The organism is Streptomyces sp. NPDC098101 (genome assembly GCF_044760185.1).
GTDB lineage: Bacteria > Actinomycetota > Actinomycetes > Streptomycetales > Streptomycetaceae > Streptomyces.
The window spans coordinates 318,864-340,856 of sequence record NZ_JBIWAS010000005.1 but is presented as its reverse complement, the minus strand read 5'-3'; the positions used below and the strand labels follow the sequence as shown (position 1 = coordinate 340,856).

The following is a 21,993-nucleotide window of genomic DNA, read 5'->3' as shown; positions in this document are numbered from 1 at the left end:
AGGCTCCCCACCCCCGGCAACCGCTGATGGCCCGCCCGCGCGACGCTCCGGGAAGGCGGCCGGGCGGGCGGCCGGGCGGGCCGCCGGGAACGCGGCCGGAATCCGGCTTGCGGAAGGAAGAACACCAGGTGACGGGTGACGACGTCCGCCACGGAACCGCACACGTGTCCGTACCGTCGCGCGCATGGACTGGCTCACCTCCGAGAACCTCATCGCCGTGGTCACCGCGCTCATCGGCGTCCTCGTCTCGATCGGTGTCGCCTGGTACCAGTGGTGGGTGCTGCGCCAGCGGCGGATCGGCTACCGCATCCAGCTGGACACGGCCATCGGCTCCGGGGCGAACGGCGCCGCCGGGGCCGCCACCGGCACCGGCGCGGCCGTGCGGCGCGGCTACTTCAACGCCACCCCCGACCTGGAGGACGCCACCCTCGTCCTGCTCAGGATCGAGAACGACGGGGCCCTGACCGTCGCCCACGAGCACTACACGGACGGGGACGACCACGGGCTCACGGTGGAGTTCACAGAACGGCACGTGAAGGCGGTCGTCGTCACCGCCCCCGACCACCCCCGGCTCCTCAGCCACTTCCCCGACACCTGGACGGGCCCCGCCGAGGGCGCCCGCAGCATCGCCCTGCCGAAGGTCCCGCTCAACCGGGGCGCGTACTACAAGCTGCTCGTCCTGCTCGGCGGCGGCCCGATCGGCGCCGAGGTCAAGGTCGACGGGAACATCGCCGAGGGCCGCGTCCACCCCACCCGCAGCATCACCCCCGACGACAAGCCGCCCGTCTTCAGCCGGGCCGCGCTGTCCGTCACGGTCGGCCTCACCGCCTGCGTCGTCGCCCTCGCCGCGATCATCGTCCGGGAGGAGGCCCCGCCGCCGATCGGCTGCGCCCGGGGCACCCTCACGGTCACCGGCTCGACGGCCTTCGCGCCCGTCGCGAGGGAGGTGGCGAAGCAGTACGAGAAGGACTGCGCGGGCGCGACGGTGACCGTGGACGCGCACGGCTCGACCACCGGCGTCCGGGCCCTCGACGCCGCCGGGAAGAAGGCGGCCGCCGCGAAGAAGGGCCCGCCCGCCGTCGTCGCGCTCTCCGACGGACACGGGCCGAACGGCCATCCGGAGCTGCGGCAGACCCCGGTCGCCGTCTCCCTCTTCGCCCTCGTCGTCCACGACGGGACGTCCGTCGCCAACCTGAGCCGGGAGCAGATCCGGGGCATCTACCGGGGCGACATCACCAACTGGAGCGTGCTCGGCGGCCCGAACCTGCCGATCCGGCTGGTGAGCCGGAACGCCGGCTCCGGCACCCGGGAGGTCTTCCAGCGCCGGGTCCTCGGGGAGAACGAACCGGCCCACTCCTCCCTCGACTGCGAGCACCGCGACGACCCCCGCGCGCGGGTGACCCGCTGCGAACTCGACTCCACCGAACAGGTCCTGGACACCGTCGCCCGGCTCCCCGGGGCCATCGGCTACGGCGAACTGCGCGCGAGCGGCAGCGTGAAGGGCCTGCACCGGGTGGCGATCGACGGCCGCGAAGCCGACGCCGACGCCGGTGCCGGTACCGGCGTCGACGGGCCGGGCGCGTCCGGCTACCCGTACCGGGAGATCGAGTACGCCTACACCTGGGGCGAGCCCCCGACCGGCTCCCTGACGGCCGCCTTCCTCGCCTACCTCACCCGGGGCGGCGGCCAGGACCTCGTCCGCGTCCACGGCCACCTGCCCTGCGCCACCCCCAAGGGGCTGCGGGCCTGCGGGGACGGGCAGGCCTTCTAGGTCCCGTCGGGCCGATCGGTGCCAGTACCTTCGAGCGGCTCTCCCCCTCCGTGGGCGGCGGCGAAGCGGTCCAGCTCGGCGTCGTACCGGTCGGCGTCGAAGTGGGAGTCCGGGGGCAGCCGCACCCGGATGTCGTCCGTGTTCTCCCACGTCCACACCACCAGGCCGCCGCAGCGTTCGACGGTCACGAAGACGCCCCCGCAGCAGTCGGTCACGCAGTGGTTGTTCGACAGCTCGAACCGCCTCGGTTCGGCGCCGGCCCTCAGCGGCCACGTCCCGGGCGGGCCGGTCAGCATCTCCCGCAAGAGGCTCGCGTCGCTGCCGGGATGGATCGCCTCCACGACGTCCACCCCGTCGACCGCCACCCGGATCCGCGCCGACGGCCGCCACGACCCCGGCTCCGCGGGGACGAGGCGGAGGGAGAGGACGTCGAACGGCTCGGAAGGATCGGGAGGGGCGGAAGGATCGGGAGGGGCCATCACCCCATGGTCACACCTCCGGCCCCCCGGGCACGGACGGGTCTGGCATTCTCTGACGACGTGGAGCCATTGAACGCGGAAGACCCGGTGCGCATCGGCCCGTTCCGACTGATCGGCCGCCTCGGGGTCGGGGGGATGGGCCGGGTGTTCCTGGCGCGCTCGGCCGGGGGCCGGACGGTCGCCGTGAAGGTGGTGCACGCGGAACTGGCCGCCCGGGACGAGTTCCGGCGCCGGTTCGCCCGCGAGGTCGCCGCCCTGGAGCGGGTCGGCGGCACGGGCACGGCGCCCGTCCTCGGCTCGGACACCGACGCCGAGGCGCCCTGGGTCGCCATCGGGTACGTGCCGGGCCCGTCGCTGCGGACGGTGGTGGGCGACGAGTACGGGCCGCTGCCGACCGAGACCGTACGGACCCTGGCGGCCGGGCTCGCCCGCGCCCTCGACCACATCCACACCGCCGGGCTCGTCCACCGGGACCTCAAGCCCTCGAACGTCCTGCTGACCGTCGACGGACCGCAGCTCATCGACTTCGGCATCGCCCGCGCCGTCGACACGGTCGCCGAGGGCGGCGACCTCACCACCACCGGGGCCGTCGTCGGCTCCCCCGGCTTCATGTCGCCGGAGCAGGTGCGCGGCGAGCGCCTGACGCCCGCGTCGGACGTCTTCTGCCTGGGCTCGGTCCTCGTCTACGCGGCGACCGGCCGCGCCCCGTTCGGCTCGGCGGACAGCGGCGTCCACGCCACCATGTTCCGCATCGCCCACGACGAGCCCGACCTGACGGACCTGCCGCCCGCGCTCTCCGGCCTGATCCGGGCCTGCCTCGCCAAGGACCCGGCGGCCCGCCCCTCGACCGGCGAACTCGTCGAGGCCCTGCCGGTCACCGACCCCTGGCTCCCGGCGGACGTCCTCGCCCGGCTCGGACGGCACGCGGCGCGCCTGCTCGAAGCGGAGGCGGTTTCCGGTGGTACGGCTGCCGAGGACCCGACTCCCACCGAAAGCCCCGGAACCGGCCGGGGCTCGACCGTCACCCCGCCCCGCCCCCGGCGCCGACGGACCCTGCTCGCCGCCGTCACGGTCCTCGCGGTGGCGGCCGCCGCCACCGTCACGTACGCCGTCTGGCCCGGCACCGGCGCCGACGGGAAGGAGCGGGGACAGGGGAAGGGGCGGACGGGCGGCACCTCCCCCGCCCCCGCCGGAATCGTCCCGGCGGCCTTCCTCGGCGCCTGGGAGGGCGTGCTCCAGGGCGGGGAGGACCACCCGAGGGAGACCGCCCGCATCGAGATCACCCAGGGCCCGGCCGGCGCCAAGAGCGCCGTCTACGTCCAGGTGTCCGAGAGCCGCCTGTGCATGGGCCGCTCCCGGCTCGTCTCGGCCGACGAGGACAAGGTCGTGTACGGCGAGTCCGACGTGACGACCAGCGTGCCCGCCGCGCGCTGCACCCCGGCCGCCCACCAGACCCTCGCCCTGCGCTCCCCCGACGTCCTGGAGTGGACCTCGGGCGCCGCGAAGGCCACCTTCCGCAAGGCCCCCACCGGCACGTCCGTCGTCCCCGCCCGCTTCCTCGGCGAGTGGCAGAACGTCCCCCGGCCGGAGGTCTACGGCGACCAGGACGGCCGGTACGGCACGTGGGTGACGGTCACCCAGGGGCCGGTCGGCACCCGGGTGATCCGCTTCCGGGACGTCTTCCCGCGCACGGACGAGGACGGCGCCCCCACCCCCGAGACGATCTCCTGCGGCTCCACCGCCGTCCTCGGCGGCACCGGAAACCTCCTGGTGATCGGCCCCCAGGTGCGGGACCCGGCCGCCTGGGACTCCGAATGCGCCGAGAACGGCTCCGGCTACCTCCAGATCGTGAAGTGGAAGGGCGCGGACCGGCTCCTGGTCTACCCGATGGTGGACGCGGAGCCGGGCGAGTACCAGCGGCGGTCCTAGAACGGGCGAGGGCCCGCGCCCCGGTCGGTGACCGGAGGGCGGGCCCTCGCACGCACTCCCGTCAGAGGAAGGAGTTGATCTCGATCGTCTCGGTGCGGCCGGGGCCGACGCCGATGGCGGAGATCGGGGCGCCCGACATCTCCTCCAGGGCCTTCACGTACGCCTGCGCGTTCTTCGGCAGGTCGGCGAAGGTCTTGGCCTTGGTGATGTCCTCGGACCAGCCCGGCAGCATCTCGTAGACCGGCTTCGCGTGGTGGAAGTCGGTCTGCGAGTAGGGCAGCTCCTCGACGCGCTTGCCGTCGATCTCGTACGCGACGCAGACCGGGATCTGCTCCCAGCCCGTCAGCACGTCGAGCTTGGTGAGGAAGAAGTCGGTCAGGCCGTTGACGCGGGTCGCGTAGCGGGCGATGACCGCGTCGAACCAGCCGCAGCGGCGGTCGCGGCCGGTGGTGACGCCGCGCTCGCCGCCGATGCGGCGCAGGTCCTCGCCGTCCTTGTCGAAGAGCTCGGTCGGGAACGGACCGGCGCCGACGCGGGTCGTGTAGGCCTTGAGGATGCCGATGACCCGGGAGATCTTCGTCGGGCCCACGCCGGCGCCGGTGCAGGCGCCGCCCGCGGTCGGGTTCGACGAGGTGACGAAGGGGTACGTGCCGTGGTCGACGTCGAGCAGGGTGCCCTGGCCGCCCTCGAAGAGCACGACCTTGTCCTCGTCGAGCGCGTTGTTGAGGATCAGGGTGGTGTCGGCGACGTACGGCTTGATCTGCTCCGCGTACTGGAGCATCTCCTCGACGATCTGCCCGGCCTCGATGGCCCGCCGGTTGTACAGCTTGGCGAGGAGCTGGTTCTTCCCCTCCAGGGCCGCTTCGACCTTCTGGGTGAGGATCGACTCGTCGTACAGGTCCTGGACCCGGATGCCGACGCGGTTGATCTTGTCGGCGTAGGTCGGACCGATGCCACGGCCCGTGGTCCCGATCTTGCGCTTGCCGAGGAACCGTTCCGTCACCTTGTCGAGGGTGACGTTGTACGGGGTGATCAGGTGGGCGTTGCCACTGATCAGGAGCTTCGACGTGTCGACGCCTCGCTCGTTCAGTCCGCTCAGCTCGGAGAGCAGGACCGCCGGGTCGACGACGACACCGTTTCCGATCACCGGGGTACACCCCGGCGAGAGGATTCCGGAAGGGAGAAGATGCAGCGCGTACTTCTGGTCGCCCACGACGACCGTGTGGCCGGCGTTGTTGCCGCCCTGGTAGCGCACCACATAGTCAACGGATCCACCGAGCAGGTCGGTGGCCTTTCCCTTGCCCTCGTCACCCCACTGAGCACCGAGCAGCACAAGTGCGGGCACAGGCGTACACCCCTTCCGGGTGGGGCATGTCCAAGGTCAGGGGGCGTACGCCGCCTCACCGGTGTGCCCCGGAATAGACGAAGCCCCTGGCGCAATAGCGCAAGGGGCTCTTGCACAAAGATGCTACCCGAGGAAGGACCGAGGTGTCGGATCACGACCAGCTGCTGGTCATCGTCGACCCGGTCGCCCGCCGAAGTGACGGCGAGTCCGTACGGATCGCGAAGGATGTGCTGTCCGCGGGCGCGGAGGCGAAGATCTGCCTGCCGGACGGCCCGGAGGAATTCTCCCGGGCCCTGGCCAGGCGCGGCTCCCGGCGCCCCGTGCTGCTCGGGGACGACCGGGCCCTGCTGCGCACGGTGGCGCTGCTGCACCGCGAGCGGGAGCTGGCGGAGGGGGCCCTGGCACTGGTCCCGATCGGGGCTCCGGAGTCCCTGGAGGTGGCGTACGCGCTCGGCGTGCCGCGCTCCACGCCGACGGCGGCGCGGGCGGCCCTGGAGGGGGCGGTGCGCCGGCTGGACCTCCTGGTGGACGACAGCGACGGCGTCGTCCTCGGCGACCTCCTGGTCCCGGCCGTCCCCGTCCCGGCCCCGGCGGCCGCGTCGGTCTGGGACACCTGCCGCTCGCTGGTCCGCACCCTGGTGCCCCCGGCGGTCCGCACGCATCCCCTGCGGGTGGAGGCGGACGGCGTCCTGCTCGCGGACGTCGACGCCCCGCTGGAGGCCCTGACGGCCCGCTCGGTCGCCGGCACGGCCGAGGTGACCGTCCACCCCCCGTCCTCCCCGCCCCGCCGCGCCACCGCCCGCACCCTCACCGTCTCGGGCCCGGACTTCCACTACCGCGCGGACGGCCGCCTCTCGGGACCGGTACGGAGACGGACGTGGACGGTGCGGGAGGGGGCGTGGGGGTTGAGGCTGCCGAGGGTGTGACGCCGGGGAGGGGGTGAGGTTGCCGGGAGCGTGAAGGGAACTCCGCGCGGGCGGCGGATAGCGTCACGGGCGGGGAGACCGAGGGGGGGCGTGATGACGCGCGCGTTGGACACGGCGGGGACCGCCGAGGCGCTGGACCGGTACCGGGAGCGGGCCGGGCAGACGCTGGCCGGGGGCGTCGTCGCGCTCGTCGGGGGTGTGGTCGTCGGGGTCCTGTCGGGGCCCGCCTGGACCGGTGACGTGGTGGCGTGGGCCGTCTGCTTCGGCGTCGCGCTCGTCCTCGTCGGGGCCGGGGCCCTGGTGATCGCCCGCAGGATGCGGGCCGTGCTCGCCGCCGGGGAGTGGTCGGCGCACACCGCCGTGCCGGTGGCCCGCCGCCTGCACTCCCCGGTGGTCGTCCTGCACTCCCCCGCGACCGGCGAACGGTGGCCGCTCACCGTCACGGCCGTGCGGTGGCGCCAGGACGCGGCCCGGCCGGGCCCGGGCGGCGTGCTGTGGTGGTGCGGCGACCCGCGCACGGGCGGGGTGCTCATGCGTCCCCACAGCGGTGAACTGTTCTGGGCGAAGCCGGTACGGGGCGGGGGCGCGCGGCGCCGGGTCGTACGGCGAGCGGAGGAGCGGGGGCTGCCGGCCCTGGTGGCCCCGCCCGGTCCGCGACCGTCCGGAAAGGGAACCGCTTCCCCGCCGAAGGCCCGCCGCCGGGGCCGCTGGCGCTGGCTGGTCCTGGCCTCGGTCCTGGTCCTCGCCCCCGCCGTCCCCTGGACCCTCGCGTCGGACGCCGACCCGCAGATCGACCTGACCGTGCTGAGCGAGGAGCCCGACGGCGACTGCGTGGTCCGCTGGAAGGACCCGTGGGACGGGCGGGAACGCACCGGCCCGTTCAGGTGCGACCCCGACCGGGACCCGCTGCTCGCGCGGTGGGAGACGGCCTTCGCCGTGTCGTACGGCCCCTGGAAGGGCGAGCTCTACGGCTGGGTCGACGGCGAACCGCACGGCTCCCCGGCCCGGGACGTGACCGACGGCCTCGCGGCGGCCGGCGTCCTCGGTCTCCTCGTGGGACTGGTCGGCGGCGGCGTGAGCCTGTGGCGAAGGCGACGCGGACCGAACGCCCCGATCCCGATCCCGATCCCAGTCCCGGTTCCGGCCCCGGTTCCGGCCGCCGCGACGCCCTCCGGAACTCCGCCCTCCCCGACGTACGAACGCCTGGTCGCCCTCGCCGGGCGGCAGCCCGCGCCGGGGCCGCGCCGCCCCGAGGCGGACGTGCGGTCGGCTCCGTGGTGGCGGGTGCGGGGCCTGCGGCGGGCCTCCGGTCTGAGCGAGGTGCTGTCCGCAGCGGCTTGCTGCGCGTTCGCGGGCGGCGTCCTGCTGCTGCCCCTGGAGGGGTTCCAGCGCGTCTACCTCTTCGGACTGGGCGCCGTCTCCCTGTTCCTCCTGGCCCTCTGGACCTTCCGGGTCCTGACGGGCGGGGCGGGGGCCGCCCGGCTCCTGGTCAGGGCGGCGACCGCCCCCGTACCCGTCGTCCGCCGGTACGCGCTGCTGTACGACCCGCGGGACGACTCTCCCGTGCTCGTCCTCTTCCCGGCCCACGGCGGCCCGGACGACCTGCCGGAGGCGGTCCTGTCCCTGCTGCCGCCCGGCCCGCAGAAGAAGCCCCGCCTCGGCCTGCCGACGGCCCCCACCGGAACAGCGGACCTGCGCGGCTGGCTGGACCGCTCCGACGACGGGCAGCCGGTCGTGGTGCCGTGGATCGAGGACCGTCCCCTGTGGCCGGCGGGCCCGTACCGGGAAGCGGGCACGGCGGAGGCCGCGTCCCTGCTGAACCGGCTCGCGCCCCCGCTGCTGTCCGCCCCCCAGACGCTTCCGTAACGCCTGCCGGTGGCCTATTCGACGACCGGGCTGCGCCGTTCGAGCAGGACGACGTCGCGCCAGGTGCCGTGGTGGCGGCCGAGGCGTTCTCGGGTGCCGACGGTGCGGAAGCCCGCGCGGTGGTGGAGGGCCAGGCTGGCGGTGTTCTCGGGGAAGACCCCGGACTGGACGGTCCAGACGCCGGCCGCGTCGGTGGAGGCGAGCAGGGCGGTGAGCAGGGCGAGGCCGACGCCCCGGCCCCGGGCGTCGGGGTGCACGTAGACGGAGTGCTCGACGACGCCCGCGTAGGCGCAGCGGTCCGAGACGGGGGTGACGGCGGTCCAGCCGACGACGCCGTCCGCCCGGTCCAAGGCGACGAAGCGGTGGTCCGGCAGGCGGGCGGCGTCGAACTCGGGCCAGGCGGGCGCGGTGGTCTCGAAGGTCGCGTCCCCGGTCGCGATGCCGAGCCGGTAGATCTCCAGGACCCGGTCGGCGTGCTCGGGGCGCATCGCGGCGAGGCGTACGGCGCCGCTCATGCGCGGGCCTCGACGCCCAGCTCCGCGAGCAGGTCGCGGACGTGCCGCTCGATGGCGTCGCGGATGGGCCGGACCGCTTCCACGCCCCGGCCCGCGGGGTCGTCGAGCGTCCAGTCGAGGTAGCGCTTGCCGGGGAAGTACGGGCAGGCGTCGCCGCAGCCCATGGTGACGACCACGTCGGAGGCCCGTACGGCCTCGGCGGTGAGCACCTTGGGGATCGCGGCGGCGATGTCGACGCCCACCTCGGCCATGGCCGCCACGACGGCCGGGTTCACCGCGTCGGCGGGGGCGGATCCGGCGGACCGGACCTCGACGCGGTCGCCGCCGAGGCGGGCGAGGAAGGCGGCGGCCATCTGGGACCGTCCGGCGTTGTGGACGCAGACGAAGAGGACGGAGGGGGGCGGGGCGGGGGACATGGTCATGTGGGTACTTTCCGGGGCGGAGCGGGTGCGGGTGCGGGCCCTGGCTGGGGGGCGCGGCCGGTTTCCGGAGCGCGGCCGAAGAGGGCGGTGGCCAGGACGACTCCCGCTCCGGCTCCCAGGAGCTGGGACGCGACGAAGGGCGGTACGGAGGCCGGGGCGATGCCCGCGAAGGTGTCGGAGAAGGCCCGGCCGACGGTGACGGCCGGGTTGGCGAAGCCGGTGGACGAGGTGGCCCAGTAGGCCGTGCCGACGTAGGAGGCCACCAGCATCGGGGCGAGGTGCCGCCGCCCGGTCCGGCCGAGGCCGAGGACCAGGAGGACGAGGCCCCCGGTCGCGACGGTCTCGGCCAGCCAGAGGTGGCCGGCGGACCGGTCGTGGGCGGAGGGGGAGACGAGGGGGCCGGCGAACATGGCGTGGGCCAGGACCGCGCCGCCGACGGCCCCGAGCGTCTGCGCGGGCAGGTAGGCCGCAACGTCGCGCGGCGCCGGCCCGGTGCCGTCGCGGCGCCCGGTCCACCACAGGGCCAGGGTGACCGCCGGGTTGAAGTGGGCACCGGAGACCGGACCGAGCAGGGCGATCAGCACGGCGAGGCCGAGGACGGTGGCCAGCGCGTTGGCGAGCAGCCGGACGGCGACGTCCTGGGTCAGCCCGGCGGCCTGGATCCCGGAGCCCACGACGACGGCCACGAGGGCGGCCGTGCCCACCAGCTCGGCGAGCGCGCGGCGCCGCAGCGGCGCTTCCATCAGGGCGTTCCGGCGGGCACGGCGTCGGCCGGGGCCCGGAGGAGGGAGGAGAGCCGGGCGAGGGCGGCGGGCAGGATCCAGTAGTAGACCCAGGTGCCCCGGCGCTCGGAGCCGACCAGGCCGGCGTCGCGGAGCACCTTCAGGTGGTGGGAGATCGTCGGCTGCGAGACGTCGAACGGGCCGGTGAGGTCGCAGACGCACGCCTCGCCGCCCTCGTGCGAGGCGATCAGCGAGAGCAGGCGCAGCCGCACCGGGTCGGACAGGGCCTTGAACGCCTTGGCCAGGTCGACGGCGGAGGCCTCGTCCAGCGGCTCCCGGACCATCGGCGAGCAGCAGACCGCCGTCTCGTCCGGCTCGGCCAGGGGCAGTTCCCATTTCGACATGCGTCGATATTGACAGCCATCTATCCCGGTGGCAACCTCGACCTCGCCAAGCTGTATCGACAACTGTCGAAACAAGGAGACAGCCATGTCCCGCGTCCAGCTCGCCCTGCGCGTCGCCGACCTCGAAGGCTCGGTCGCCTTCTACTCCAAGCTCTTCGGCGTGGAACCCGCCAAGCGCCGCCCCGGCTACGCCAACTTCGCCGTCACCGAACCGCCGCTCAAGCTCGTCCTGATCGAGGGCGGGGCCGGCGAGGACACCCGCCTCGACCACCTCGGCGTCGAGGTGGAGACCACAGCCGGGGTCACTGCGGCCACCACCCGCCTCAAGGACGCCGGCCTCACCACCGCCGAGGAGAACGACACGTCCTGCTGCTACGCCCTCCAGGACAAGGTCTGGGTCACGGGCCCCGGCGGGGAGCCGTGGGAGGTCTACACGGTCAAGGCGGACGCCGACACCCTCGCCAAGGCCGCGGACACGCCCTCCGCCTGCTGCACCCCGGCCTAGCCCGGGAATTCCGCGACGACCGGCGTGCTCCACGGGTGCGAGCGGGTGACGCGGGACGGCCGGAAGGCCTCGTCGAGCGAGCCGCCCCTCACACCTCCACCACCAGCTCCTCGAACCCCCTGATCACATACCCCTCCCTCCGCACCGGCTCCGACACCAGCCGCATCCCCGGGGCCCGCCGCAGCAGTTCCCCGAAGAGGGCGGTCAGTTCCAGGCGGGCCAGGGGGGCGCCCAGGCAGTAGTGGATGCCTGCGCCGAAGGTGAGGTGGGGGTTGTCGGGGCGGGTGAGGTCGAGGGTGTCGGAGGTGGGGCCGAAGCGGGACGGGTCGTGGTTGGCCGAGCCGAGGAGGAGGGCGACCTCCGAGCCCCGGGGGATCACGCGGCCGTCGAGTTCGATGTCGTCGAGGACCCAGCGCTCGAACATCTGGAGCGGGGTGTCGTAGCGCAGGAGTTCTTCCACAGCTGTGGACAAGTTTTCGAGGCACGGGCGGACGCCCTCCTGGAGGAGGATCCGCCAGCCGTTGACCGTGGTGTTCACCGTCGCCTCGTGGCCCGCGTTCAGGAGCAGGACGCAGGTCGAGATCATTTCCTGTTCCGTCAGCTCCGGGACGGCGAGGAGGGCCGAGATCAGGTCCGGGCCGGGGTCCGTGCGGCGTTTCGCGAGCAGTTCGCGGAGGTACGAGGAGAACTCGATCGACGCCTCCACCGCCCACCTCGCCGTCTCCTCCGACGGGTTCAGCTCGAACATCCCGCAGATCGCCGCCGACCAGGGCCGCAGCCGCCCCCGCTCCTCGTCCTCCTCCGGGATCCCCAGCATCTCCGCGATCACCGCGACCGGCAGCGGTTCCGCCACCAGGGCCTGGAGGTCGCCGCCGCCCGCCGCCAGCAGGTCCCCGACCAGGCCGGCGGCGAGGCGCCGTACCGTCGGGGCCAGGTTCTCCACCGTCCTCGGGGTGAACGCCTTCGAGACCAGACGGCGGATCCGGGCGTGGTCCGCGCCCTCCAGGTCCAGGAGCCCGTGGTCGTTCAGGGTGTGGAAGGGCTCGTGCGCCGGGTCCGGGGCCTCCCGGCCGAACTCCTCGTGCGTGAAGCGGTGCGTGTACGTACGGCCCAGGCGCCGGTCCCGGAGCAGCGCCGACACGTCCTCGTGGTGCGGGACCAGCCACTGACGGGTCGGCTCGTGCCAGTGGACGCGGCCCCCCGCCCGCAGTGCGGCGTAGGCCGGGTAGGGGTTCGCCACGAACTCCGGCGACCAGGGGTCGTACGCGGTGGTGTCCATGGACGGACGTTAGCCGCCCACCCGCACCAGCCCCGCCTCGTACGCGAACACCGCCGCCTGCGTCCGGTCCCGCAGGCCCAGCTTCACCAGGATCCGGCTCACGTGCGTCTTGATCGTGGACTCCGCCACGACCAGGTGGTCCGCGATCTCCGCGTTCGACAGGCCCTGCGCGATCAGCACCAGGACCTCCGTCTCGCGCTCGGTCAGCTCCCCGATCTGCGCCATCGCCGGCGGGCGCGGCGAGGACCCCGGCGCCTTCGCGAACTCGGTGATCAGGCGCTTGGTGACGGTCGGCGCGAGCAGCGCCTCGCCCGCCGCGACGACCCGGACGCCGTCCGCGAGCTGCCGGGCCGAGGCGTCCTTGAGCAGGAAGCCGGACGCCCCGGCGCGCAGCGCCTGGTACACGTACTCGTCCAGGTCGAAGGTGGTCAGGACCAGCACCTTCGCGTCCGCGTCGGCCGCGACGATCTCCCGCGTGGCCTCGATGCCGTTCAGCTCCGGCATCCGGATGTCCATCAGGACCACGTCCGGGCGGAGCGCCGCCACCTGGGCGATCGCCTCCCGGCCGTTGACCGCCTCGCCGACGACCTCGATGTCCGGCATCGCGCCGAGCAGCACCGAGAAGCCCTCCCGGACCATCATCTGGTCGTCGACGATCAGCACCCGGATCACTTCTCGGCCTCCTCGCGGCTCACGGGGACGAAGGCCGTCACCTCGTAGCCACCGTCCTCGGTCGCCTCGGCCGTCATCTCCCCGCCCAGCATCGTCACACGCTCCCGCATCCCGGTGATGCCGTGACCCGCCCCCGGCGACGGCTTCACCAGCCCCCGCGCCGGACCGTTCGCGATGCGCAGGCCCAGGCCGCCGAGCACGTACGACACCTCGACCTTCGCCGCCGCGCCCGGCGCGTGCCGCAGCACGTTCGACAGGGCCTCCTGGACGATCCGGTACGCGGACAGCTCCACGCCCTGCGGCAGCTCGCGGACCGCGCCGGTCACCGTCTTCTCGATGTCGAGGCCGGCCTCGCGGACGTTGGCGACGAGCGCCTCCAGATCGGCCAGGGTGGGCTGCGGGGCGTCGGGCGCCTCGTAGTCCTCGGCCCGGACGACCCCGAGGATGCGGCGCAGCTCGGTCAGGGCCGCGACCGCGTTCTCCCGGATGGTGAGGAAGGCCTGCTCCAGCTCCGGCGGCGGGTTCTCCACCCGGTACGGCGCGGCCTCCGCCTGGATGGCGACCACCGACATGTGGTGGGCGACGACGTCGTGCAGCTCGCGGGCGATCGTGGTCCGCTCCTCCAGGAGGGTCCGCTTCGACCGCTCCTGCTCGGTGACCGTCTGCTGGGCGATAACCTCGCGGTCGGCCTGGCGGCGGACCTGGAAGACGGTGACGGCGAGCAGGACCAGGGCGGAGACGAAGAGCAGCGGGACGGAGTTGGAGCCGCGCCCGACGCCGAGGAACATCTCCGTGAAGAGGCAGAAGCCGGCCGTCGCGAGCCACATCCACGCCGCGGTACGGGGACGGGTGCGGACGGCGACCACGGCGAGGACCACCAGGTGCATGGTGAGCGTCGTGTCCGACCAGGGCCAGCCGCCCTCGTAGCCCGTGATGTAGCCGACGAAGGGCGTCACGCACAGCGAGGCCCAGAAGGCGAGCACCGGCCGGACCAGGGTGAGGAGCACGATCACGGCGGGCACGGTGGCGGTCACGAACGCCAGCACGCCGAAGTGGTAGTAGATGCGCTCGTACCCCATGGCGAAGACGATCAGCGCCCAGAACGCGACGAACGCGTGCGGCAGCAGCCCCGCGTACACCCGTATCCGCCTCGGCAGGAAGCGGGTCGGGCCGCGCTCCACGTCCATGCGGGGCAGCGGCCGGTAGGCGAAGGCGTCGTGGAAGAGTTCCTGCCGCAGGCCCCCGAGGGCCGCCTGCACCAGGCGGAACTCGGGGGCGCGGCTCGTCTCGGGGGTCTGTGTCTGAGTCACGCCGATTACGGTACGGGGGCCGCCGGGGCGGGTCGTCCCGCTCCGTACGGATCCTCCCCCGTCCGTCCTGAGTACTACGAAGGGCCCCGGGCTCCGTCACCAGGCCAGCTGGGCGATCTCCTCCGCCACCACCGCGCACGCGTCCGTCGCCGGGTCGATCGGCGGGAAGTGGCCGGTCTCCTCCAGGAGCGTCAGGCCGACCGCCTCGCCCGCCTTCGCCGCCGCCTCCGCGTACGCGTCGGCCACCGCGTACGGCACGACGACGTCCTCGCGGCCCTGTACGACGGTGGTCGCGATGCCGGTCGGCAGGAGGAGGGCCGGGTCGGTGGAGGCCGCGCGCTCCCCGTACGCCTCCGGGCCGCCGAGCAGCTCGGTGACCGCCCCGCCGCACACCCCGAGCTCGACCGAGCGCGCGAAGTGGGCGATCGGGGCGAGGGCGACGACCCCGCGCAGCGGCGGCGGGGCCGGCAGCCGCCACGGGGACCCGGCGGGCAGCACGTGCCGGGCGGCGGCCCACAGGGCGAGCTGCCCGCCGGCCGAGTGCCCGGTGAGCACGATCCGGCCCGTGTCGGCCTGCGGCAGGTGCGCGGCGGCCAGCTCCGGTACGGCGTCCAGGGCGGCGGCCACGTCGTCGAAGGTCTCGGGCCAGCGCCCGGCGACCGGGGCCGTGCCGCCCTGGCGGGGCAGGCCGCCGCCGCGCCGGTACTCGACGCTGGCGACGGCGAAGCCGCGCCGGGCCAGGAAATCGGCGAACGGCGACAGGTGCGCCCGGTCGTACGGCGCCCGCCAGGCGCCGCCGTGCAGGGCCACGACGAGCGGGGCCCGGTCGCGCCCGTCGCGCGGGGCGTAGAAGTCCACCACCTGGTCCGGGTGGTCGCCGTACGCGGCGGTGGCGTCCGGGGCGACGGCCGGGTGCGAGAAGGCCGACGCCTCTTCGGCGGCGTCGCGCGCGGCGGGATCCATGGCTGTTCCAACCTCTCTGGTACGGGGCCGAATTGGCCTGACCTGCGGGGACGGTACCAGGACCGGAGCCCCGCGGATCAGGTTGATCATCGGACCGTGCGACCGGTCGGAGGCCGTGCGACCGCCGCGCGCTCGCCACGCGCTCGTTACGCGGCGGGCACGTCCGCCAGGACCTCCGCGAGGACCCGCGCCGCGCGCTCCGCGTCCGCGAACCCGACGTACAGCGGCGTGAAGCCGAACCGCAGGACGTCGGGGCGGCGCAGGTCGCCCACGACCCCGCGCCGGATCAGCTCGGCCATCACCGCCGGGGCCTCCGCGCAGCGCAGCGCGATCTGGCTGCCGCGCTCGCCGTGCGCCTCCGGCGTGACCGACGCGACCCGGCCCTCGGGGACGTACGCCCGCACGCACTCCAGGAAGAAGTCCGTCAGGGCGAGGGACTTGGCCCGCACGTCCTCGACCGCGACCCCGTCCCACACGTCGAGGGCCGCTTCCAGCGCGAGGAGGGAGAGGATGTCGGGCGTGCCGACCCGGCCCCGCACGGCGCCGGCCGCCGCCTCGTACCCGGGGGTCATGGCGAACGGGTCGGCGTGCGAGTTCCAGCCGGGCAGCGGCGAGTCGAAGGCGGCCTGGTGGCGCTCGGCGACGTACAGGTAGGCGGGCGAACCGGGGCCGCCGTTCAGGTACTTGTACGTGCAGCCGACGGCCAGGTCGACCCCGTGGGCGTCCAGGCCGACGGGCAGGGCGCCCGCGCTGTGGCACAGGTCCCAGACGGCGAGCGCGCCCGCCGCGTGCAGGGCGGCGGTGACGCCCGGCAGGTCGTGGAGCCGGCCGCTGCGGTAGTCGACGTGGTTGACGAGGGCGGCGGCCGTGCGGGGGCCCGCCGCCTCCGCCATCGCGGCCGGGTCGAGGGGCACGATCCGGTGACCCGTCATCCGCGCGGCCGACCGCGCGATGTACCCGTCCGTGGGAAAGGTCGTGGCGTCCACCAGGATCTCGTCGCGTCCGTCGCCCGCGAGACGGGCGGCGGCGACGACCGCCTTGAAGACGTTCACGCTGGTCGAGTCGCCGACCACGACCTGTCCGGGGGCGGCGCCGACGATCGGCGCGATCCGCTCGCCGACCCGCTCGGGCGCGGTCCACCAGCCGGACTCGTCCCAGGAGCGGATGCGCAGCTCGCCCCACTCGCGGGTGATGACGTCGGCCATCCGGGCCGGGACGTGGGCGGGCAGCGCGCCGAGCGAGTTGCCGTCGAGGTAGACGGTGTCCGCGTCGAGGGCGAACTTCTCGCGGTGTCCGGCCAGTGCGTCGGCCGCGTCGAGGTCCCGGGCCCGGGTTTCGAGGTGGTCCTCGCGACGGCTCTTGAGGCGGTCCTTGAGCTGGTCCTTGAGACGGCCCTTGAGGAGATCAGACATGGCTGCGGGCCGTCCAGAGCTCGGGGAACACGTTCTTCTGGGCCCGCTTCTCCAGCCAGGCCACGCCGGCCGAACCGCCGGTGCCGGTCTTGGCGCCCATCGCGCGCCGGGTCGCCACCAGGTGGTCGTTGCGCCAGCGCCAGACCAGTTCGGCCACGTCGCTCAGGGCCTCGCCGAGCCGGACCAGCTCGCCGTTCTGGTCGGGGTCGGCGTAGATCCCGGCCCAGACCGCCTCGACCTCGGGCGAGGAGTCGTACCGCTTCGCGAGGTCGCGGTTCAGGACGGCGGCCGGGACGGGCAGGCCGCGCCGGGCGAGCAGGCCGAGGACCTCGTCGTACAGGCTCGGCTCGTGGAGCGCCTTCTCCAGCTCGGCGTGGACGCGGGGCGCGCCCCGGTGCGGGACGAGCATGGACGCGGACTTCTCGCCGAGCAGGAACTCCATCCGGCGGTACATCGCCGACTGGAACCCGGAGCCCTCGCCGAGCGCGCCCCGGTAGGAGTTGAACTGGGCGGGGGTGAGGTGGGCGAGCGGCCGCCAGGAGTGGTTCAGGGCCTCCAGCTCGCGCACGGAGCGCTTGAGCGCGTCCATGGCGACGGGGATCCGGTCCTCGCGCAGGGCGCGGCTCGCGGTCTCCCACTCGTGCACGATCACCGTGAACCACAGCTCCATGACCTGGGTGGTGACCAGGAAGACCATCTCGCCGGGGTCGTCCGAGCGGAGGTGCTGGAGGTGGGTGAGGACGTCCGCCTGGACGTAGTCCTCGTACGGCGTCGTGCCCGCGAAGTCGAGGTTCGGGGCCTCGACGGCCGCGTCGGCCCCGGCCGCGCCGGAGGCTCCGGAAGGGGCTCCGGAGGTGTCGGGAGAAGTCCCGGAGGCATCGGGAGAACCCGGGAAGGTGGACATTTCTGTCTCCTCGGTACGTTCTACCGGGTAGCGGTCCGCTCGCACCGTGCGGCACCTCGTGCGGCACGGGAGCTCCGGTCCCCTCGGGAGGCGCGCTCCGTCGCGCGCCGTCCCAAACGCATCATGGCACGATCGGCCCCGTGATGTAGCTCCCGTCTTCGTCATACGGATAAGCGTTCGAAACGCAGCCGTCCAGGCCCTTGATCTGCTGCATCATCGCGGGGGCGGGTTTTCCCGGACCCGGGCAGGCCATGTGCTGCCGGATGCCGATCTCGTGGCCGACCTCGTGGTTGATGATCAGGTGCCGGTACTCGGCGGGCTCCCCCGCGAAGGTCGGGGAGCCGAGCATCCACCGCCGGAGGTTCACGACGACGCCCTCGGTGGTCTCGCAGTTCAGCTCGCCGCCGGTGTCGAGGCCCTCGCGGAGGCAGAGCGCGTCCGCCGTGTCCGGGGTGGCGATCCGGATGACGAAGTCGGCCTCCTCGCCCTCGGAGACCAGCTGGAAGCGGCCCCGGCCGTGTGCGGCCCAGCCCTGCGGATGGGCCAGGATCCGCTGGATCTCGGCGGCCGTTCCGTCCGCCCGGAGCTCGATGCCGTCCTCGACCAGGACCCGGTAGCGGCGCAGGACGCCGCCGGTGCCGGTGGGGGCGCCGGAGGCCCGCGCGGTGGTGAAGGTCCCGGAGCCGGCCCGGGGCACCACGGGCTTCTCCGGGACGGCCTCGGGCGTCGGAGCGGGCGTCGTCTTCGGGCTCGCCCCGGGCGTGGTGGGGCCGGGCGCCGGCGTCCGCTTCGGTCGCGCGGCCGGCGTCGGGGTCGGAGCCGGGGCCGGGGCCCGGGTCGGTGCCGCCGTGGTGGGCCGGGGCGCGGGCGGGGCGGGCGCCGGTTCCGCGCGCACGGCCTCGGGGCCGGGCACGGGGAGGGCCGGGAAGGCCCTCCCGTCGGCCGTTCCGCCGTTGAAGTGGGCGAGGGCCGCGCCGCCGCCGAGCGCGAGGGTCGCCAGGACCAGGGCGGGGAGGGCGAGCCGGCGCACGGGGCCGCGTCCGCCTCCGCCCCGTCGGCGGCCCTGTGCGCGTCGCCGTCCTGCGGGTGCGGCACGTTTGCCCACGACAGACTTCTCCCCTGCTTCCGGCCGGTGTGGGGGAAGAGGAAACGGGGCCTCGGTACCGGCGTTCGTCGGTGCTGCGGTTCCGGGGATCGTACCGGTCCCGCTCGAACAGACTCGAAAAGCGCGCGGTCGGTTCCGCTGAGGCGCACGAGGCCGAAAAGGCGTCGGGGCGGCGGCCGTTCGCCGGCCGCCGCCCCGGGGAGTCGCGCCCGTGTCAGCCGAGCGTCTCCGCCGCCGTCTCCGAGGAGTCGCGCAGGAAGGACGTGCAGCGCTCGTACTCCTCCTTCTCGCCGATCTCGCCGGCCGCCCGGGCCAGGGCGTGCAGCGCGCGCAGGAAGCCGCGGTTCGGCTCGTGCTCCCACGGGACCGGGCCGTGGCCCTTCCAGCCGCTGCGGCGCAGGGCGTCCAGGCCCCGGTGGTAGCCGGTACGGGCGTAGGCGTACGACTCGACGACCCGGCCGCCCTCGAAGGCGTCGTCGGCGAGGCGCGCCCAGGCGAGCGAGGAGGTCGGGTACTTCGCGGCGACCTCCGCCGGAGCCGTACCGCTCGCGAGCAGCTCGCGCGGACCCGGTTCGTCGGGCAGGTGGGTGGGGGCGGGTCCCCCCAGGAGGTTCTCGTGGATGGCCATGGGCCCAGTCTGCCTCAGGACGGACGCCCCGAACCGCCCCGGGCCCGGCCGCCCGGGTCCAGCGGCGGGGCCTGCACCCCGCAGTGCACCCGGCACTCCGGATGGCAGCGGGCCCCGGCACCGGCCCCCGCGCCGGCACCGGCCTCCGCACCCGCACCGGCCCCGGCGGCCGCGCCCCGCATCGTCGTCCAGGCCAGGACCGCGCCCGCCGCCAGGATCCCCGCGCACATCGGCATCGCGCGCCGGAACGTCTCCCCGAACTCGGCCGCCGAGCGGTACGCCTCCGGCCCCATCCCGGCCAGCATCGGCAGCGCGGCCACCGCGAGCAGCCCGGCCGCCCGCGCCGCCGCGTTGTTGATCCCGCTCGCCAGGCCCGCCCGGGACACGTCCACCGAGGCGAGGACGGTCGCGGTCAGCGGGGCGACCAGGGCCGTCATGCCGAGCCCGAGGACCAGCAGCGCGGGCAGCACGTCCCGTACGTACGAGGGGTCCTCGCCCACCCGCAGCATCAGCAGCATCCCGGCGGCGCACAGCAGCGGCCCGACCGTGAGCGGGATCCGGGGGCCGATCCGCTCCCCCAGCTCCCCGGACTTCGCCGAGAACAGCAGCATGAGCACGGTCGTCGGCAGCAGGGCCGTGCCGGCGGCGAGCGCCGAGTAGCCGGAGACCACCTGGAGCTGGAGCGCCGCCAGGAAGAAGAACCCGCCGAAAGCGGCGTACACGCAGAGGGTGACCAGGTTGACGGCCGTGAAGGTCTTCGAGCGGAAGATCGACGGCGGCACCATCGCCGCCTCCCCGCGCCGCCGCTCCACCCCCACGAAGCAGGCTCCGACCACGATCCCGGCCGCTCCGGCCCACCAGGCCGCCCCGATCAGCGCGTACGTCACCAGCGCGAGCGCCGCCGCGCCCAGGAACGCGCCGAGCACGTCGAAGCGGCCGTGCGCGGCCTCGTCCCGCGACTCGGGCACGTGCCGGAGGGCGACCGGGACGCAGACCAGCGCGAGCGGCACGTTCAGGAGGAACACCCACCGCCAGCCGGGTCCGTCCACCAGCCAGCCGCCGACGAACGGCCCGATCGCCGCGCCCACCCCGCCGAAGCCCGACCAGAGCCCGACGGCCCTGGCCCGGTCGTCCTCGTGGAAGCTCGCCTGGATCAGCGCGAGCGACCCGGGCGTGAGCAGCGCCCCGCCCACGCCCTGGAGCGCGCGGGCCGCGATCAGCACCCCGGCGTTCGGGGCGAGGCCGCAGAGCAGCGAGGCGGCGGCGAACCACACCACCCCGGTCACGAAGACCCGGCGCCGTCCGAACCGGTCGCCCAGCGAACCGCCGAGCAGGATGAGCCCGGCCAGGGTCAGCATGTAGGCGTTGACCGTCCACTGGAGGACGGCGAGGTCGGCGCCGAGGTCCTCGCCGATGTGCGGCAGGGCGACGTTGACGACGGTGGAGTCGAGCAGCGCCATCCCGGAGCCCAGGACCGTGGTGAAGACGATCCACCGCCCGGCCCCGGAGGCCATCCGCACGTCCCGCTCGCCCATGTCCGCATGGTCTCGCGAAACGTCCCGCCGCGCGCGCGACGGCTCAGGGCGCGCCCGTCACGGCACCGGCCCCCGGTGGTCGTCCTGTCGCGCGCGGCGGCCTCAGCCGGTCCGCAGCCGGTTCGCCGCCCTGACCAGGGCCTCCACACCCCGCTCGGCCTTCTTCCGGGGGCAGCCCACGTTCAGCCGGACGAAGCCCGGCGTGCCGTACGTGCCGCCCGGCATGATCGCGACCTTCTCCGCCGTGACCAGCTCCTCCTGGAGCCGGGTCTCCTCGATCCCGAGGGGCCGCAGGTCGATCCAGGCCAGATACCCGGCCTGCGGGGGCTCCCAGACCACCCCGGGCAGGCCCTCGGCAAGGCGCTCCCGGACCAGCTCCATCGTGCCCGCGACGTAGCCGCGCAGCTCGTCCAGCCAGGCCGCGCCGTGCCGGTACGCGGCGATGTGGGCGGTCAGCGAGAGCACGGCGGGCGAGGCGAGGCCCTCGCCGGTCTCCATCCGCCGCACGAAGGCCGCGCGCTCGTCGGGGTCGCCGACGATCCCGTACGAACCGGAGAGCGCGGGGAAGTTGAAGGCCTTGGTGCCCGAGGTGACCAGCGCCCAGCGGCGGCCCCGGCCGCGCTCCGCGATCCGGGTCCACGGCACGTGCCGGTGGCCCTCGGTGGTCAGGTCCGCGTGGATCTCGTCGCTGACGACGCTCGCGCCGTGCCGCTCGGCCAGCTCCGCGAAGGCGGTCAGCTCCGCCTCCGTCCACACCCGGCCGGTCGGGTTGTGCGGGGAGCAGAGCAGCAGCATCCGGCTGTCCGGCCGGGCCAGCTCGCGCTCCAGCGCCTCCGCGTCCCCGACCGGGACCCCGCGCAGCTCGCGCCCGAGCCCGGTCACGGCCTTGCGGAAGCCGTCGTACGTGGGGGTGTGGACGACCACGCCGTCGCCGGGCTCCGTCCACATCCGCAGCAGCTGCGAGAGCTGGTTGAGCACGGAGGGCGCGTACACCAGCGACTCCGGGTCGATCGCGGCGTCGTAGCGGCTCGCGTACCAGTGGCGTATCGCCTCGCGGAAGTCGCCGAGCCGCCAGTCCGTGTAGCCGAAGACCCCGTGGTCGACGCGCTCGCGCAGGGCGGCGAGCACCTCCGGCGGGGAGGCGAAGTCCATGTCGGAGATGGTGAAGGGCAGCAGGTCGGGCACGCCGAAGCGGTCCGCGATCCCGTCCCACTGGACGGACCAGGTGCCGCGCCGGTCGATCTCCCGGTCGAAGTCGTACATCAGGCCCTCTCGCCCTCTCTCCCCGACGGACGAAGGGC

At 74.4% G+C, this 21,993-nt stretch carries 21 protein-coding genes; 5 read left to right on the top strand and 16 right to left on the bottom strand.

Annotation, left to right across the window (positions count from 1 at the left end):
• The first annotated feature begins 184 nt into the window (after positions 1-184).
• A complete protein-coding gene (locus tag ACIQVI_RS24445) occupies positions 185-1,771 on the top strand; it encodes a PstS family phosphate ABC transporter substrate-binding protein (protein WP_403599383.1) in 1,587 nt (528 codons plus the stop codon).
• Here the strand turns inward: ACIQVI_RS24445 and ACIQVI_RS24440 are convergent.
• On the bottom strand, positions 1,768-2,250 hold the full coding sequence (locus tag ACIQVI_RS24440; RefSeq protein ID WP_403599380.1) for a hypothetical protein: 483 nt from the start codon (positions 2,248-2,250) through the stop codon (positions 1,768-1,770). The two genes, ACIQVI_RS24445 and ACIQVI_RS24440, sit on opposite strands and share 4 nt — an antisense overlap.
• Before the next feature lie 60 nt (positions 2,251-2,310).
• Here ACIQVI_RS24440 and ACIQVI_RS24435 point away from each other — a divergent pair, with 60 nt between their 5' ends.
• A complete protein-coding gene (locus ACIQVI_RS24435; protein WP_403599378.1) occupies positions 2,311-4,179 on the top strand; it encodes a serine/threonine-protein kinase in 1,869 nt (622 codons plus the stop codon).
• A 61-nt stretch (positions 4,180-4,240) separates the two neighbouring features.
• On the opposite strand, the gene ACIQVI_RS24430 is transcribed toward ACIQVI_RS24435, so the two are convergent.
• The gene (locus ACIQVI_RS24430) at positions 4,241-5,524 is read right to left on the bottom strand and encodes an adenylosuccinate synthase (RefSeq protein ID WP_351973460.1); all 1,284 of its coding nucleotides are present in this window, start codon (positions 5,522-5,524) and stop codon (positions 4,241-4,243) included.
• A gap of 110 nt (positions 5,525-5,634) precedes the next feature.
• Here ACIQVI_RS24430 and ACIQVI_RS24425 point away from each other — a divergent pair, with 110 nt between their 5' ends.
• Together ACIQVI_RS24425 and ACIQVI_RS24420 are read left to right on the top strand one after the other, a co-directional pair.
• Positions 5,635-6,450 (top strand): diacylglycerol kinase, encoded by an 816-nt coding sequence (locus tag ACIQVI_RS24425; RefSeq protein WP_351973459.1) that lies wholly within the window; start codon positions 5,635-5,637, stop codon positions 6,448-6,450.
• A 93-nt stretch (positions 6,451-6,543) separates the two neighbouring features.
• Positions 6,544-8,316 carry a hypothetical protein gene (locus tag ACIQVI_RS24420; protein WP_403599374.1) on the top strand — a complete coding sequence of 591 codons (1,773 nt, stop codon included), beginning with the start codon at positions 6,544-6,546 and terminating at the stop codon, positions 8,314-8,316.
• A gap of 14 nt (positions 8,317-8,330) precedes the next feature.
• Here ACIQVI_RS24420 and ACIQVI_RS24415 read toward each other — a convergent pair whose 3' ends face one another.
• The 4 genes from ACIQVI_RS24415 to ACIQVI_RS24400 are packed head-to-tail and all read right to left on the bottom strand — an operon-like array spanning position 8,331 to position 10,379.
• A complete protein-coding gene (locus ACIQVI_RS24415; RefSeq protein ID WP_403599371.1) occupies positions 8,331-8,831 on the bottom strand; it encodes a GNAT family N-acetyltransferase in 501 nt (166 codons plus the stop codon).
• Positions 8,828-9,247, bottom strand: a complete 420-nt coding sequence (locus tag ACIQVI_RS24410) for an arsenate reductase ArsC (protein WP_403599805.1) — start codon at positions 9,245-9,247, stop codon at positions 8,828-8,830. The genes ACIQVI_RS24415 and ACIQVI_RS24410 overlap by 4 nt, the downstream gene beginning before the upstream one ends.
• 2 nt (positions 9,248-9,249) lie before the next feature.
• Positions 9,250-9,996 (bottom strand): aquaporin, encoded by a 747-nt coding sequence (locus ACIQVI_RS24405; protein ID WP_403599368.1) that lies wholly within the window; start codon positions 9,994-9,996, stop codon positions 9,250-9,252.
• Complete coding sequence (locus tag ACIQVI_RS24400) at positions 9,996-10,379, bottom strand: ArsR/SmtB family transcription factor (RefSeq protein WP_403599365.1); 384 nt, start codon at positions 10,377-10,379, stop codon at positions 9,996-9,998. The genes ACIQVI_RS24405 and ACIQVI_RS24400 overlap by 1 nt, the downstream gene beginning before the upstream one ends.
• Positions 10,380-10,464: 85 nt before the next feature.
• On the opposite strand from ACIQVI_RS24400, the gene ACIQVI_RS24395 reads away from it, so the two are divergent.
• On the top strand, positions 10,465-10,884 hold the full coding sequence (locus ACIQVI_RS24395) for an ArsI/CadI family heavy metal resistance metalloenzyme (RefSeq protein ID WP_403599362.1): 420 nt from the start codon (positions 10,465-10,467) through the stop codon (positions 10,882-10,884).
• 88 nt (positions 10,885-10,972) lie between these two features.
• Here the strand turns inward: ACIQVI_RS24395 and ACIQVI_RS24390 are convergent, their stop codons facing one another.
• The 10 genes from ACIQVI_RS24390 to ACIQVI_RS24345 all read right to left on the bottom strand — a co-directional run bounded on the left by ACIQVI_RS24390 (position 10,973) and on the right by ACIQVI_RS24345 (position 21,955).
• On the bottom strand, positions 10,973-12,163 hold the full coding sequence (locus tag ACIQVI_RS24390) for a cytochrome P450 (RefSeq protein ID WP_403599360.1): 1,191 nt from the start codon (positions 12,161-12,163) through the stop codon (positions 10,973-10,975).
• A 9-nt stretch (positions 12,164-12,172) separates the two neighbouring features.
• Positions 12,173-12,835, bottom strand: a complete 663-nt coding sequence (locus ACIQVI_RS24385; RefSeq protein ID WP_351973453.1) for a response regulator transcription factor — start codon at positions 12,833-12,835, stop codon at positions 12,173-12,175.
• Complete coding sequence (locus ACIQVI_RS24380) at positions 12,832-14,145, bottom strand: sensor histidine kinase (RefSeq protein WP_403599355.1); 1,314 nt, start codon at positions 14,143-14,145, stop codon at positions 12,832-12,834. The genes ACIQVI_RS24385 and ACIQVI_RS24380 overlap by 4 nt, the downstream gene beginning before the upstream one ends.
• 96 nt (positions 14,146-14,241) lie before the next feature.
• Positions 14,242-15,108: an alpha/beta hydrolase gene (locus ACIQVI_RS24375; RefSeq protein ID WP_403599352.1), complete on the bottom strand. Its 867-nt coding sequence runs from the start codon at positions 15,106-15,108 to the stop codon at positions 14,242-14,244.
• Positions 15,109-15,254: 146 nt separating this feature from the next.
• Entirely contained in the window at positions 15,255-16,520 is a 1,266-nt protein-coding gene (kynU, locus tag ACIQVI_RS24370) for a kynureninase (RefSeq protein ID WP_403599349.1), read from the bottom strand.
• Positions 16,513-17,424: a tryptophan 2,3-dioxygenase gene (locus tag ACIQVI_RS24365; protein WP_403599346.1), complete on the bottom strand. Its 912-nt coding sequence runs from the start codon at positions 17,422-17,424 to the stop codon at positions 16,513-16,515. The genes kynU and ACIQVI_RS24365 overlap by 8 nt, the downstream gene beginning before the upstream one ends.
• A gap of 121 nt (positions 17,425-17,545) precedes the next feature.
• The gene (locus tag ACIQVI_RS24360; RefSeq protein WP_403599343.1) at positions 17,546-18,529 is read right to left on the bottom strand and encodes a DUF3152 domain-containing protein; all 984 of its coding nucleotides are present in this window, start codon (positions 18,527-18,529) and stop codon (positions 17,546-17,548) included.
• Between the two features lie 214 nt (positions 18,530-18,743).
• Positions 18,744-19,157: a DUF3151 domain-containing protein gene (locus tag ACIQVI_RS24355; RefSeq protein WP_351973491.1), complete on the bottom strand. Its 414-nt coding sequence runs from the start codon at positions 19,155-19,157 to the stop codon at positions 18,744-18,746.
• 14 nt (positions 19,158-19,171) lie between these two features.
• Positions 19,172-20,692 carry an MFS transporter gene (locus ACIQVI_RS24350; RefSeq protein WP_403599340.1) on the bottom strand — a complete coding sequence of 507 codons (1,521 nt, stop codon included), beginning with the start codon at positions 20,690-20,692 and terminating at the stop codon, positions 19,172-19,174.
• Positions 20,693-20,794: 102 nt separating this feature from the next.
• Positions 20,795-21,955 (bottom strand): MalY/PatB family protein, encoded by a 1,161-nt coding sequence (locus ACIQVI_RS24345; RefSeq protein ID WP_403599337.1) that lies wholly within the window; start codon positions 21,953-21,955, stop codon positions 20,795-20,797.
• Positions 21,956-21,993: the final 38 nt, after the last annotated feature.